The organism is [Clostridium] innocuum (assembly GCA_012317185.1).
GTDB lineage: Bacteria > Bacillota_I > Bacilli_A > Erysipelotrichales > Erysipelotrichaceae > Clostridium_AQ > Clostridium_AQ innocuum.
Window position 1 is genome coordinate 3,345,950 of sequence record CP048838.1, and the last position, 14,146, is coordinate 3,360,095.

Consider the following 14,146-nt stretch of genomic DNA (forward strand, 5'->3'; position numbering starts at 1 on the left):
CTATTTCAGCAGTGCCGAAATTACAGCTTCGATTTCACTGACCTTTTCCTCGGCATCCCTTTCTTCAATAGCAGTCAGTACACAGCTGTGCAAATGTCCGCTCAGAATATGCTGATTTGCTTTTTTCAGCAGAGCCGTCGATGCTGAAATCTGATTTGATATATCAATACAATAGCGTCCTTCTTCAATCATGCGAATGATACCATCCAGCTGACCGCGTGCAGTCTTTATATTCTGAAGTGCTTTTTTTCGTTCATCGTTCATCGCTTTACCTCCCCCAGGGGGTGCCCTGGTACAATCTATTATAGTAGCTGCCTTTTCTGCTGTCAACTCCTATGCCTTTATGAATTTTTCTGTTGAAGAGGATTGCGGAAAATCACCTGCTTTATGCCCGCATGCCGCTTCCTTAGTGTACCGATTATGCGTTCCTGTATTCCTTTTCCAATCACGCATCCTCTTTGCGCAGGCATTTAACAAGGATCCTATCTATGCTATCCTTTCATAAAATATGCATAATGAAATCTTACAATTTCAATATATTTCTATACTTTCACATGTCCTGCACACGATTGTACGATATAATAAAGACATGTGTGGAGGTTATCGACATGATTAAGAAAAAACTGTACATCCTTATGCTGAGCCTTTTGATCACGGCATCCCTTACTCCGGTATCAGCCAGTGAAAAGACGCTGCAGGATGATGGAACATATCACATTGTCAGTGTGGAAAAGGATGGTACCTATACAATTCTTGAGGACAGTGACACCTATGCCAGGGCAAAGGTTCTCTATACACTTCGTAAACGCAGCTATGACAATCTTGCAATCACCTATGGCAGTAGCTTTCTGAGTCTGGAGCAGGGGGTTGTGGAATTTGCGACAGCCAAAGACTGCACGCTGAACATCACCTATACCAATGATGAAAATGGTGAAGAAGGCTATACCAACGGCTGTTATGGTATTGACGCGGCATTTCTGGAATACAATCCCGGAACACAAAAGGTAAAGTTTCGTTTGTCCGGTGTTACCGGATGGGCAGATGCGGCCGATGTCACCATCTATCCGATTGAGCAGGTTCCCAATGTTTCCTCATTTACGGTAAAAAACAACACTTTGCAGCATCAGCTGAAATCCTCACTCGCAACCGCTGCCTATGACAATGTCCTGCAGCTGGGAAACGCTCCGCAGCAGCTGAAGGAGGGCGTTACCTACTATAGCTATGATACCCATTATTTCTATGATGATTACGCTGTGATGATCGAAGATTATCGAAACAGCAGCTTTGCGCATGCGGTAAATGCCAATGCTCCCTACTATAATTATTATCAGTATCTGAATCACCGCTCTACCAGCGCCTATACACAAAAGGATGTGGACGGCTATCTGAAAAACACACTGGCTCTGCAGCATACGATTACCGCCTTTTACGATAAGGACAACTATATCCATGATGTTTTGACACAATCTTTGCTTTTACAGGCGGAAGCTGCGTTTTTCCAGTATCAGAATCAATTCGGGGCAAATGCGCTGATGATGCTTTCACTGGCGGAGAATGAAAGTGCTCTGGGAAGAAGCTATCTCGCCTACACCCGCAACAATCTGTTCGGACATGCAGCGTATGATTCCACCGTTGAGGAAAATGCCTCCCGCTATACCAGCACCTCAGGCAGCGTATATTCCCATGCCATGCATTACCTGTCCAATGCGTATATGAATCCCAGCCAGTTTCAGTTTCACGGCGGCTTCTTCGGAAACAAGGCAGGCGGTATGAATGTATCTTACGCATCCGATCCCTACTGGGGAGAAAAAGCAGCCCAGTACTTTTATGAAATGGATCACGCCATGGGGGACAGGGATCACAACCGCTATGCGCTTGGAATCGTGAAAAATACCGGTGTTTCCATATATAAAAACGCTGATAAAAAAAGTGATGCCGTATACAGCATCAAAAAAGGCTATGATGCAGCCCTGATTCTGCTGGAAAAGCTGGAGAACAAGGATGGCGTCTGGTATCGGGTACAAAGCGACCCTTCCCTTGACAAAGAGCAGAAGCAGCAGGAAGGAAGCTACAATTTCAAAAACAGCTATGGCTTTGTGAAGGCAGAAGATGTTTCCACAGTGCTCAACAGCAAGCACATACAGGATAAAGCCTATGTGGATATCACCTTTGATGCGAACGGCGGAACATTTTATCCCAATGATAAGAAAATCACCCTGCAGGTGGAAACCGGAAAGACACCGGTGATGCAGGCGCCGGTCAAGGATCATGCCCTCTTTTCTTCCTGGGATATACAACTAAAGCCCGCAGGGGAACCGTTGACCTATAAGGCAACATACAGGGACGTCAAGCAGATTGTGCTGACACAGATGCCGCTTACCACCTATGATTTGAATGAATCCCTCGATGTCAGTGATGGCAGAATCCGCGTGGATTTTGCGGATGGTACAAGTAAGGAGGTTTCCATGACCACCGATATGGTGGAGGGCTTCTCCAGCAAAAAGACAGGAACCAAAACACTGAAGGTGACCTATGCCGGCTGTACGCTGAATTATGAAATCAGGGTATCCGACGAGCTGACGAAAAAGCAGGAAAACATGCAGCAGCGAGCTGCGGCAATCATTAAGCTGTACGACGGGAAAACGGATTTAAACGATGAGGCTCTGCAGGAGCTGGAGCAGTTCCGCAAGGATGTTACCGCATTCCTTCTTACACCGCTCGCAAATGAACAGATCCGTCTTATCGACCGGATACTGCAGGAAAATCTGAAGCCCCGCTACAGTGTCATCATCAGGGATGACAGCCATGATCTGCAGGTATCCGGCTTATCCATGGCACGGATACAGGAAACCGGCTTCCTCAATACCTTCCTGCCTAAAACGATTGTCCTCAAGGTAAAGGATTCCATGGATGAGGAGCAGAAAGCACTTGCAGAGAAAGTAGCCAAGGCAGACGGAACCACTGTTGAAGAAACCTTCTCTATCGAAGGAACGGATGATTTCTCCTCCCTGAAGCTGAAGCAGGAGGCTGTATTCTCAATCAGGAAGCCGAAGGACAGCAAAAATAAACGATATCGTATATATTATGTGGACGGGCAGGATGTCTATCAGATTCCTACCGAGCAAAGTAAAAGCCGCATCCGCTTTACAACGGAAAAGCTGGGCAGCTATGTTCTGGTATCCACAAACCAGCGCAGCATACAGGAAGCAGACGATATTGCAGAGGTGAATACGATCGCCTTGAACGGAAAGAACTATATCCTTCGCTATGTCCTGTTGCCATGTCTGCTGCTGGCACTGCTTGTATGTCTGTTTCTCACACTCCTTGTATACCGCAGACGGCATCCGAATCTGCGTCTAAAAAAGCCGTGGAAGAAAGCAAGAGCGGAAAAATCACAGTACAAAAAAGATGAAGATGATATGCAGTAGGAAAGAAAACAGAAGAAATCACATGCTTCCTTGTGATTTCTTTTTATTTGACATACAATACTATATGAGGTGATCATACATGAAACGTAACGAAATAGATTCACAGCTGACCTGGGATCTGCGCTTTCTCTTTGAACATCAGGAGGCCTTTGAAGTGCAGTTTGCACAGGCACAAAAGGAAATCGGATTGTTGCAGGCTTCCCTTTCTTCTCTTGCGGATGACAGAGCCAGCTTCATCAGCTTTATGGAACATCAGGAAACACTGGAACGCTATCTGGATAATCTTATCAGCTATGCGAAGATGAGCAGTGATGTAGACCCTGAAAATATGCAGAATCAGGAAAATCTGGCACGCAGCTATACCCTGTATCAGCAGGTGAATCAGGCATTATCCAATATGCCTTTACTTCTGATTCAAAACAGGGAACAAATTGAACAGTGGCTGCTGGAGGATGACTGTCAGGATTTCCGCTACCCGATGGAAGAGGTATTCCGTACTATCCCACACCGACTGAATGAAGAGCAGGAGGCTTTGCTTGCACAGGCGGGAGAGCTGATCCGCAATCCGCAGGAAACCTTTGAAAGCTTCCGTTTGCAGTTCGAGCCTGTTCTGGTGAATGGAAAAGAGGAATTCCTGAATGAAGGAACCTATCAGCAGTTCCTGAAAAACCGTGACCCCAGAGTACGAAAGGAAGCCTTTGAACATTTTTTCACCGCCTATAAAACCTATCAGAATGTGTTTATGAATCTGTTGAGCGGGCATGCCAAGGGCCAGATATTTGAAGCCGGATTACGCAATTTCTCCAATGCTCTGGAAGCCTCCCTGTTTGAAGACGGCGTTGACCGATCGCTGTTTGACAAGGTGCTTTTCATGGCAAATGAAAAATACATCGATGGCATTCACCGTTACTTTGCGGTTCGCAAGCAGGTCAGCGGACTTGCTGTTCAGCATGTGTACGATATTCAGATACCACTGGTGGATGCGGTGGATATCACCTATTCTATCGATGAGAGCTTCGATATTCTCAAGCATGCCCTTGCACCGCTTGGCGAAGACTATGTGCAACTGCTGGATCAGGCAAGAGAGGAGCGCTGGATCGACTTTCTGCCATGTGCAGGTAAACAGGGCGGAGCATATTCCGGGGGGACCTATGATTCCCGCCCGTATGTACTGACCAATTTCACAAACGATTATCCATCCCTGAGCACGCTGGCGCATGAGCTGGGACATTCCATGCACTCCTGGTATTCCCGTCACCATAACCGGCCAATGCTTTCTCAGTATACGATTTTTGTTGCCGAAGTGGCATCCACTGTGAATGAGATTCTGTTGAACCGTTATCTGCTGGATCACAGCGATAGTGAGGAAGAGAAAGCATATCTTCTTTCCAATCTGCTGAATCAGCTTGTCGGCACGCTATATCGGCAGCCGATGTACGCAGAATTCGAAAAGCAGCTGTATGCCATGCTGGAAAACAAAGAAGCAGTTTCCTCACAGAAGCTGACCTCCCTGTACATGGAGCTGTCCAGGCGGTATTACGGGGATGCTGTTGAGGTGGATGATCTGCAGCGCTATCATTGTTACTACATACCGCACTTTTATTTCAATTTCTATGTATATAAATATACCCTGGGAATGTCGGTGGCATTGAGCTTTGCGAAGAAGATACTTGCCGGAGATACAAAGGAGTATTTAAAGTTTCTCACCAAGGGTGGCAGCGAGTCACCGCTGGATGAGCTGATCCATGCCGGTGTTGATCCGAGAGTGGACAGTGTCTACGACGATGCCTTCACCTTTTTCGAAAAAACTCTGGATGAATTCAGTGAACTGATGAAGGTAAAACGATAATCCCTTTATAGCAGGGCAACTATTGCAGGGAAGCCATGATGTTCTCCTGCTGCTGTACCGATTTGCTTTAAAGGAATTATCCATGTAGCTGAAAAAAGAATGCAGAATCTTTGGATGGTAAGCATCCGTAAGGATTTTGCATTCTTTTCTTTTACTGTAACGCTGTTATATTTCTGCTTGCCTCTGCTTTGCTTTACTTTCTAAATATCGGTTCGATCTGCTGTTTAATCAAATCCATGCTGTCTTTTGCTTTAGGATCAAACCTGCACATGAGGGATACAACCAGCTGTTCTCCGGTATTCACATAAATAATGTTTCCTCCATCCCCCATTGCCGCAAATCCGTCTTTCTGCTCATCGATCCACCATAAATAGCCGTATGGCAGATTGCGCTTTTTCCAGCGGCTGTGCTCCTTTGTGCTTTCCTCAATCCAGTGCTTTGATACCAGCTGTTTTCCTTCCCATACACCGCCATTCAAATACAGCTGCCCGATATCTGCCATTTCCTTTGCCGATAACGCCAGTCCCCAGCCTGCGGATTGCAGTCCCTTTGCGTCTGCTGCCCAACCGCTGATGGAGGCTGACTGATTGAATGCCATCTGTTCTTCCTTATCTTTAAATATCAGTTCCTTTTCCACAGAAATTCGCAGCGGGGCAAATAATTTCTCACGTGCAAAAGCAAGCACAGATTGTCCGGTTGTCTTTTGTAAAATACCAGTCAGAATATCCGGTCCAATCAGTGGTGTATAACGGAATTTCCCGCCCCTTCCCTTCAGCTGCTCCAGTGAAAACCGCAGCCAGTCATCACTTGTAAAATATTTTATATAGGGTGGAATTCTATATTTATATGCCGCTGTCATGGTGATGACATCCTCCAGCGTTACTTCACCCTTTGCATACTCTTTTTCCCGGGCTGCATACTCCGGAAAAAAATCCAGAACCCTTTGCGACACATCCGCAATGTACCCTTCATCCATTGCGATTCCCAGCAATATGGATACAATACTTTTGGTCACGGAATACACATGCATTCTGCTATCGGAAGTACATCCCTGAAAGTATGCTTCATACACCGACACACCGTTTTTTAATACATTCATCCCACAAATATTCTTGTAATTCCTGTTGATCAATGCTTCCATTTCTGTTATTTTCATCTGTTCCATGCAATTACCTCCGCAGTTTCTGCCTATATCTTACAGTTTTCCCTCAGGGGAAGGTCAAGGGGGATAATGCAGAAAGCTTCGGCTGCACAAATACAGTGCTCATAGGGCTGGTATTTCGTTAGCATATCAACGAATCTCGCACGTTTTCAAGCGATAAAAGCCTTATGAAGATATCCTTTTTTCGATTGTGCAGATCTCTTTTAGCTTACGCCTCCTTCCCTCTCTACGCAAGGCCTTAGTAGAACCATATTCTCTTTCCAGATTCTCTTTTTGCATTGCTATGCTAAGGAAAAGATGTAAAGCGTTTCCCCTCAACCCGTTTCACAAGACGCAGCAGCTTTTATCTACTTATGAGCACAGAAAAGCCTGTGGTACACAGCAGTATACACACAGGCCTTCATTCATAATCAAAAGCAAAGAAATTTACATTTTTTCAGACTGTCTCAATATGAGAATTTCTCGTAGTATTCCATATCCTCAAGAACTGTGATATCCTCGATTGGGTTTTCATCCAGACGAAGCTCATACAGATTCTTCAGTCTGGTCAGCGGTGTCACATCTGTTACATAATTCGCCTTCAATGTCAGGGAGCTCAGATATATGCATTCCTCCAGCGGAGATAAATCCATTACGCCATTGTGATCCAGCCGCAGGGAGCTTAAATTGATCAGCTTCTTCAGCGGTGAAAGATCTGTAATGACATTGTTGTATAAATCAATCGTACTCAGATTGGTTAAATCCTTTAATGGCGTCAGATCAGAAATATTGTTGTGGGAAAGCCCCAGACATTCCAAATTGATCATATCCTCAAGAGAATCAATACTGCGAATATCGTTGTTTCCGACATCCAGGGTTGTCATATGCTCACAGCCCTTTAAAACCTCGATATGCTTGATATGATTGTTGAAGACATTCAGCTCTACCAGATCCTTTGCATTCTTCAAAAAGTCGATGTCCTTCAGGAAACAGCAGCTGGCTTTAAAATAGCGAAGCAGCTTCATTTCTTTTAAAATTTCCGTATGCTCCACACGGTTTTCACTGATATCCAGCTTCTCCATCCTGATCAGACCCTTCAGATTACGTAAATCACAAAGTCCGCTCTGCGTAGCACGAAGATCCTTTAAATTCTTCAGCTTCTTCAGGAATGAGAAATCCTTAATATGGTCAAAGGAGATATCAAGGACCTCCAGATTCGGAAATTCCTCCAATATACTTAAATCACGCAGATATTCACAATTTGAAATATTCAGATTGCGCAGAGAATCCTTCATATACTGCAACGGAGATAAATCACAGAACAGATTGGTCGATACATCCAAAACCTCAATGTGCTTCAAATAGGTCAGATCGGCAATGTCATACAGCCACATCTTGTTCATATGAAGCTCCTTCAGCTCATCCAGCATACCGAGAATGCTGAGCGGGAACGGTCCGTTTTCAATTCCGACATACAGCTTTTTCAGCTTCTTGACATTTTCCAGATATACCAGATTGTCCACCTTGCTGCGTTCCAGATTCAATTCTTCCAAATTGATCATTCCTGCCAGTGCACTGATATCCATCGTATACAGGTTATTGCGTGAAATATCCAGCCGCAGCAGCTGCCGGAATTCCCTCAGCGCCTGAATGTCACGCAGCATATTCTTGGACAGATTCAAAACTTCAATCTCCCGCAAATCACGGATCGGTGTTAGATCCTCAATGGCATTTCCGCAAAGGTCCAGATACTTCAGATTAACCGCATATTGCAGTCCTTCCAGAGAGATAATTCCACTGCTTCTGGCAGAGAGTGTCGTCAGCTCTTCCAGCTTTTTTTCTGTGATATCCGCTTCCTCGATCTGCAGGGTTCTGGCGATTGCAGCTCGCAGCATTTCATCCTGTATGATCATAAACATTCCTCCGTTTCTTTTCTTGTATGCCTATATTATACCCCAAAAGATTAAAATCTGAAACAGCTTACACAAAAAAACACGAATCATGAAAAAAGAGAAAAACAAATCCTTCCAATTCACGAAATAATGATTGACTTTCGGTTTTGAAAGTGATATTGTTTAAGAGTAATAAAAAGCAATAATTATGATTTCACAAGTCTGGAATTGTATTTATGTGTTTCAATGTACGAATATCCAGTTTTGTGATTTTTTTATACATTGGAGGGCTTCTTATTGACACACGTATAGGAGGTACTAAAATGAGTACAGGTAAAGTAAAATGGTTTAATGCAGAAAAAGGTTATGGATTCATCACTTCTGATGAAGGTAAGGACATCTTCGTTCATTACTCAAGCATCCAGAGCGACGGATTCCGTACACTGGAAGAAGGACAGGCTGTAAACTTCGACGTTGTTGAAAGCGATCGTGGACAGCAGGCTGCTAACGTAACTGTAGCGTAAGCAAAACCGTTCTTGGATCATGACCTCGTGCATGATCCTTTTTTTTGACTGTGCATATCCTGTACGGAAATGATACAATAGAAGAAAGGATGTGATGTCATGGATCGCTTAGAACTTATCCGTGAACAAACGGATGCCGTCATTCAAAAGCTTGTCAAGGAAGAGGAACGCAAATTTGCATATATCCACACGTACGGCGTTGCACAGGCTGCAGCTATGCTGGCCACTTTGCGAAAGCTGGATGTGGAGCTGTGCTGTATTGCCGCCATGCTGCATGATATAGCACTTTACGCCCAGAATTGTCCGCATCTGGGTCATGCACAGCGCAGTGCGGAATATGCGAAGCTGCTGCTGGAGAAGATGGAGGTATTCAGTGAAGAGGAAATCCGGATACTGACCCATGTTATATCGGTGCATTCCGATAAAATGAACCGACATGACGGACCGATTTCAGAGCTGCTGAAGGATGCGGATGTTTTGCAGCATTATCTGTATAACCCGAAAATTGAGTTATCGGAAAAAGACAAGGTACGGCTGTTTTATCTGCTGGAGGATTTGAATTGTGCGCAGGTAGAAAAATAGCTGTCTATATCTGCAAGCAGATTACGCGTAAAAAGGAGTATTCACAGGGGATGTCCCTTGTATACTCCTTTTCCTTTTCTAATTTTCCCTAATTGTTCCGTTTTTAAGCTACAATTCTGTATTCAGGATAGCTGTGGCTTTCCTCATACTGCTGCTCTATAAGCTCACCTCTTTTTTTTCATTCTTTCGTCGGTAACAGATAGAGCATTTCTGCATGAGAGGAAAGGAGACAGCCATGGTATTCCCCAAAACAAGCATACTGATCCAGGTACCCTCGCGCAGCATTGTAAAATCCAGGGAAAACACAGCAACAAGCAGCAGACTGCAGGTGATGAAGACAGCATCTGCACCGCAGCGCAGAAAATTGAAGGGCTTTTTATATTTTTTTGAAATCACGACAATCAACTGTTCAAACGGCTGTTTCACAAGATCAGCAGCCATGGTAAGCGCAACACCAAAGGACACAAGGATAATCCCCACTGCCAGAAACACCCATTGCATAGGATACGATACAGGGCGAATATCCGCAAGAAACGCTATATCATAGCAGGTGAGATTGATGATAATTCCCTGAATCCAGCACACCGGTAGCTGTAAAACCTGAAGCTTATCAAAGTCCTTCCGCTGTATCAGCAGCTGCAATAAAACACATAGCAGATAAAAGCACATAAGAAGTGTACCGCTTTTCATACCACTGATAAGTGAAATACATTGCAGAAAGGCTGTCAATGCAGTTTGTCCAAGACCGGATTTCATCATGAATGAAAGTCCCAGAGCTACCCCTGTAACACCAAGCAGCATTTCTATGAATTGCTCTAATTTCCAAGCGTTAGCCATATATGCCCGTAATCTAATGAGGTATGAAATCGATATCCTCATCCGGACAGCTTTTCAGCATCGCATATACATGGGCACTGCTTTCCATTTCTTCAATAAGATCAAACGCATGATACACATCTTCTGCTCCTGCCACGATTCCGTGATGTTTCAACAGCAATATCTTCGGTTTTGTCTTCGTTTTATCCTTGAAATGACAAAACAGTGCATCACTTCCCGGCGGCGCATACGCAACACATGGGATATTTCCTTTTGTTTGCATAAACAGATAAGGAGTATATGCAAACAGGTTCCTGACATGAGACTCCGCATCTGCATAACAGGACAGTACGGTAGCATAAAAGCTGTGTGTGTGAATCACCGCCTTATACGCCTCGCTTTCTTGATACAATGCCAAATGCATGGGATATTCCTTGCTTGGCTTTCCATACAGAATAGTCCCCTGCATATCCACCTGTGCGAAGTCTTCCTGCCGCAATCTTCCAAAACAGCTTCCGCTCCTTGAAATATACATACGATATTCATGGAGAAAGCTGATATTTCCTGTCGAGCCGCCAACAAGTCCTTTCTGAAACAAGGTATGCGCACTCCAGATAGCGGCATCCAGCTTTTCCTGTAATTCACTCATGTGTGTTCCCTCCTATTGCCTTGATGAAGAAATCCTCTGCACCGAAATTACCGGATTTCAGAATAAGAGTAAGACGCTCATTCTTCAATGGAATCAGTTCAGGAACACCGGGATCAACACTTTTTCCGATATAAAATCCATCAAAGCCCAGCTGCTGCATGACAGCTCCGGAGGTTTCTCCGCCCGCAACTACGATACGTTCATATCCGCACGCCAAAGCAGCGCTGCTAATCTCCCCCATGATCTGTTCTATACATTTCGATGCTTGATAGAAGGCTTCATCCTTTTTTAGCTTTCGCATATCCCGTTCCACCGCATCACTGTAAATCAGCACCGGCTGTGTCTGTTTGTTTGCATATGTCAGAATATCCTGTGCGGTAAGCTCTTTATTCATCACACGGTTTGCATTTACAGGATAACAGCAGCCTTGATGCTTTCGGAAATACTCAATTTGACATCTAGTCGCAGCCGAGCAGCTTCCACATAGCAAAATCGTCCGCCCATGCTTCCGTATCTGATTTTTTTCCGAATGCAAAAAAGCATCGTTCTGTAAGACATGGGCAAGCAGTCCGGAGCCGCCGGTAAGAATAGGCAGATCCTTAAACGCTTCCGCTATCCGTTTTCCATCCTGCTCTGTTTCGTAATCCGGTACGATATAAAACTTCTCATATTCGCATTTCAACGCATGGATCGTTTGTTTCCATTCTCCCTCACAAAGCTCCTCCTGCCGCATAATAAAGCAGGGGTATTTGCTTTGTGGCTTCATCAGATTGGGGATATAGGAATCCCACATTGGATTTAAGGGATGATTTTTCAACGGACTATCACTTAATTTTTCACCATTGACGTACAAATTTCCATCCTTTACTATGCGATGATTCACTGGTAAGGAGGGGCATAGAATTGTAAAGGGCTGTGCCAGATATTCCAACAAGAAATCAGCAACGACTCCGATATTCCCCTGAGGAGTGGAGTCAAAGGTTGAGCAGTATTTAAAATATATTCGTTCACATCCGTTTTCCTTGAGGAAATCAACAGCCTTTTTTGCTTCCGTAACAGCCTCATGGGGAGAAACGCTCCTTGTTTTCAAAGCGATAACAGCCGCATCACACACCTGCAGCTCGTTTGGAACTGCGTTGTACATTATGGTTTCAGCACCGCTTTTTTCTAAAAAGCTGGCCGCATCCCCTGCACCTGTAAAATCGTCTGCGATAACACCGATTTTTATATTTTTCATTTCCATATATAGCTCCTTTTTCGGTAAGAGGATAAGTTCCCGTTTACAGGAAACAGTTCCCGGTTCAGGAACAACTTCCATACTGCGGGAACTGCTGTACGCTTCCTTTACCCCCAGGCCTTTCCAGCCTGATCAAACAATTCAACGTAATGAGCCAGACGATCCTTATACCCCTTTTTGAAGGCAGGTATCAGCTTCCATTTATCAAAATTCGGATCCTTGATGAAGTCTTCCAGCTCCTCTTTTCCTGCAACGATCAGCTCAGTAGCCAGATTAACCTTCTGAATTCCTGATCGAACTGCTTTTCTGAGATTTTCATCCCCCGTTCCACTTCCGCCATGCAGGACAAGCGGTGTTTCTCCACATGCTTCAACGAGCTGCTTTAATCGCTCGAAGTCAATATGTGGTGTTCCCGTGTAGCGTCCATGTGCGGTTCCTATGGCAACTGCCAGACAATCCACACCGGTTTCCTTGATAAAATCTGCCGCTTCTTTTGGAACGGTAAGATTATTTACTCCGTCTACAGCATAATTGTTTCCCATACCGACATGTCCCAGCTCGGCCTCAACACTGATTCCCAGCGGTCTGCACATTTTTACGACTTCCTTTGTCTGTTCCACATTTTCTTCATAGGATAAGCTGGAACGATCAACCATGATAGATGTAAACCCGGAATTGATAGCGAGCATAATATCCTCATAGGATTTTCCATGATCCAGATTGATTGCGACAGGTACTGACACCTTTTCTGCAAGATCCCGTATCATATGTATAAACCACGGAAGATCCGTATGAATAAACGCATTGACATCTACAATCATGGGAGCATGGTATTCCTCAGCTACCTCCAGCACGGCCCTTACCGTATCCTCACTTTGTACATTGGGTGCGGTAACACCATATCCTCCTTTCTTTGCATGATCGAGTATTTCTTTCATTGTAACTAACATAATAAGCACCCTTACCTTTCGTTATCCTCCGGCCTGCAGTTATCACCCTGGCCATATATAAAGACGATTTCTACGCATCCACCTTCATCATAGTGGAAAGCATGCCATTCATTTTCCGGGATATGAAGAATCATCCCCTCCTCTAATGCAATGGTTCTTTGCAAATGATGCGCATCATTCCCCCAGGATACATACCCGTTTACCGATTTTGTGATGATCACGGTTTCCTCTGCATGTGCATGCGGCTCCATGATGCCATATTCTTTTCTGTATAACGCATATCCCACTGTCATTTTATCGCTGTCAAAGCAGCTGTTTTTACCAACGGCGCGTATTAGTCCACGTCCGCAAAGTGCATCCACGGTGATGCTATTTTTATTTATATAATCCATACAGACTCCTCCCTTTCCCTACTTAAATCTCCTTCAGCTGCTGCAGACCCAATGGCAGACTCGTTACTATTTTCTCTCTGCCCTGCGTGATATATTGTATCGCATTTGCCATACTTGCCTGTGCCAGTACGATCACATCATATGTGTTCAAATGCTCCTGTATCACTTCTGCGATCCTTTGGTCATGCTGTTCTCTGTCAATTTCATATAATTCAAACACGTCGGGAATCAGGATACAGGTGATGCTTTGCTCCTGTGACTTCCGTTTGCTTCGAATTAAATCGGAGGTCGGCTCCAGCGTACTTTTCACCGTTCCCAGAACGAGGATGTTATTTCCTGAGTTCACCGCTTGATCCGCCATTGGCTCATCGATTTTATATAGCGGTATATCCAGGAGCTCTCTGGCGATATCCGCTGCTTTGCCAAGAGAAGAGCAAGCCAGTAAAAGCGCGTCACTTCCATTGTTTTTCGCAATACATGCATATTGAATAAATCGTTCGATTATGGATGCACTCATCCTGCCGCTGCACTTTATATCATTTAGTAAAGAATCATCTAACACGTTTACAATATCAAATTCATCCGGATAAAGCTCCCGTATCATTGCAGGTATCGTTGTGGTTGTCGCAAGGGTGGTGTGCAGAATCGTCAATTTCTTTCGCATATAGGTTTCCTCCTTTTATCGT

The 14,146-nt window shown here is 44.5% G+C and carries 13 protein-coding genes; 4 read left to right on the top strand and 9 right to left on the bottom strand.

All coding sequences use genetic code 11. From position 1 onward, the window contains the following. Positions 1–264: a metal-sensing transcriptional repressor gene (locus G4D54_16290; protein ID QJA03887.1), complete on the bottom strand. Its 264-nt coding sequence runs from the start codon at positions 262–264 to the stop codon at positions 1–3. Positions 265–608: 344 nt separating this feature from the next. Between G4D54_16290 and G4D54_16295 the strand changes: the two genes are divergently transcribed. Together G4D54_16295 and pepF are read left to right on the top strand one after the other, a co-directional pair. After that, positions 609–3,428, top strand: coding sequence for a cell wall-binding protein (locus G4D54_16295; protein QJA03888.1), 2,820 nt, complete (start codon positions 609–611; stop codon positions 3,426–3,428). 79 nt (positions 3,429–3,507) lie between these two features. Then, entirely contained in the window at positions 3,508–5,277 is a 1,770-nt protein-coding gene (gene pepF / locus G4D54_16300) for an oligoendopeptidase F (protein QJA03889.1), read from the top strand. A 193-nt stretch (positions 5,278–5,470) separates the two neighbouring features. Here the strand turns inward: pepF and G4D54_16305 are convergent, their stop codons facing one another. Both G4D54_16305 and G4D54_16310 read right to left on the bottom strand, forming a co-directional pair. Next, the gene (locus tag G4D54_16305) at positions 5,471–6,442 is read right to left on the bottom strand and encodes a serine hydrolase (GenBank protein ID QJA03890.1); all 972 of its coding nucleotides are present in this window, start codon (positions 6,440–6,442) and stop codon (positions 5,471–5,473) included. Positions 6,443–6,885: 443 nt separating this feature from the next. Further along, complete coding sequence (locus G4D54_16310) at positions 6,886–8,331, bottom strand: leucine-rich repeat domain-containing protein (protein QJA03891.1); 1,446 nt, start codon at positions 8,329–8,331, stop codon at positions 6,886–6,888. Positions 8,332–8,633: 302 nt separating this feature from the next. On the opposite strand from G4D54_16310, the gene G4D54_16315 reads away from it, so the two are divergent. Both G4D54_16315 and G4D54_16320 read left to right on the top strand, forming a co-directional pair. Beyond that, on the top strand, positions 8,634–8,834 hold the full coding sequence (locus G4D54_16315; GenBank protein ID QJA03892.1) for a cold-shock protein: 201 nt from the start codon (positions 8,634–8,636) through the stop codon (positions 8,832–8,834). Positions 8,835–8,933: 99 nt separating this feature from the next. Then, positions 8,934–9,416: an HD domain-containing protein gene (locus G4D54_16320; protein ID QJA03893.1), complete on the top strand. Its 483-nt coding sequence runs from the start codon at positions 8,934–8,936 to the stop codon at positions 9,414–9,416. Between the two features lie 156 nt (positions 9,417–9,572). Here G4D54_16320 and G4D54_16325 read toward each other — a convergent pair whose 3' ends face one another. The 6 genes from G4D54_16325 to G4D54_16350 all read right to left on the bottom strand — a co-directional run bounded on the left by G4D54_16325 (position 9,573) and on the right by G4D54_16350 (position 14,124). Continuing rightward, positions 9,573–10,217, bottom strand: a complete 645-nt coding sequence (locus G4D54_16325; GenBank protein QJA05220.1) for a hypothetical protein — start codon at positions 10,215–10,217, stop codon at positions 9,573–9,575. Positions 10,218–10,266: 49 nt separating this feature from the next. Beyond that, positions 10,267–10,881, bottom strand: a complete 615-nt coding sequence (locus tag G4D54_16330) for a class II aldolase/adducin family protein (GenBank protein ID QJA03894.1) — start codon at positions 10,879–10,881, stop codon at positions 10,267–10,269. After that, entirely contained in the window at positions 10,874–12,124 is a 1,251-nt protein-coding gene (locus G4D54_16335) for a four-carbon acid sugar kinase family protein (protein QJA03895.1), read from the bottom strand. The genes G4D54_16330 and G4D54_16335 overlap by 8 nt, the downstream gene beginning before the upstream one ends. 101 nt (positions 12,125–12,225) lie before the next feature. After that, a complete protein-coding gene (locus G4D54_16340) occupies positions 12,226–13,068 on the bottom strand; it encodes a class II fructose-bisphosphate aldolase (GenBank protein QJA03896.1) in 843 nt (280 codons plus the stop codon). An 11-nt stretch (positions 13,069–13,079) separates the two neighbouring features. After that, a complete protein-coding gene (locus tag G4D54_16345) occupies positions 13,080–13,460 on the bottom strand; it encodes a hypothetical protein (GenBank protein QJA03897.1) in 381 nt (126 codons plus the stop codon). Positions 13,461–13,482: 22 nt separating this feature from the next. After that, positions 13,483–14,124, bottom strand: coding sequence for an aspartate/glutamate racemase family protein (locus tag G4D54_16350; protein QJA03898.1), 642 nt, complete (start codon positions 14,122–14,124; stop codon positions 13,483–13,485). Between the last annotated feature and the right edge of the window lie 22 nt (positions 14,125–14,146).

Coding starts and splice junctions, on each gene's coding strand:
- G4D54_16290 (QJA03887.1), bottom strand. CDS start 264: ATGAACGATGAACGAAAAAAAGCACTTCAGAATATAAAGACTGCACGC.
- G4D54_16295 (QJA03888.1), top strand. CDS start 609: ATGATTAAGAAAAAACTGTACATCCTTATGCTGAGCCTTTTGATCACG.
- pepF (QJA03889.1), top strand. CDS start 3,508: ATGAAACGTAACGAAATAGATTCACAGCTGACCTGGGATCTGCGCTTT.
- G4D54_16305 (QJA03890.1), bottom strand. CDS start 6,442: ATGGAACAGATGAAAATAACAGAAATGGAAGCATTGATCAACAGGAAT.
- G4D54_16310 (QJA03891.1), bottom strand. CDS start 8,331: ATGATCATACAGGATGAAATGCTGCGAGCTGCAATCGCCAGAACCCTG.
- G4D54_16315 (QJA03892.1), top strand. CDS start 8,634: ATGAGTACAGGTAAAGTAAAATGGTTTAATGCAGAAAAAGGTTATGGA.
- G4D54_16320 (QJA03893.1), top strand. CDS start 8,934: ATGGATCGCTTAGAACTTATCCGTGAACAAACGGATGCCGTCATTCAA.
- G4D54_16325 (QJA05220.1), bottom strand. CDS start 10,217: ATGCTGCTTGGTGTTACAGGGGTAGCTCTGGGACTTTCATTCATGATG.
- G4D54_16330 (QJA03894.1), bottom strand. CDS start 10,881: ATGAGTGAATTACAGGAAAAGCTGGATGCCGCTATCTGGAGTGCGCAT.
- G4D54_16335 (QJA03895.1), bottom strand. CDS start 12,124: ATGGAAATGAAAAATATAAAAATCGGTGTTATCGCAGACGATTTTACA.
- G4D54_16340 (QJA03896.1), bottom strand. CDS start 13,068: ATGTTAGTTACAATGAAAGAAATACTCGATCATGCAAAGAAAGGAGGA.
- G4D54_16345 (QJA03897.1), bottom strand. CDS start 13,460: ATGGATTATATAAATAAAAATAGCATCACCGTGGATGCACTTTGCGGA.
- G4D54_16350 (QJA03898.1), bottom strand. CDS start 14,124: ATGCGAAAGAAATTGACGATTCTGCACACCACCCTTGCGACAACCACA.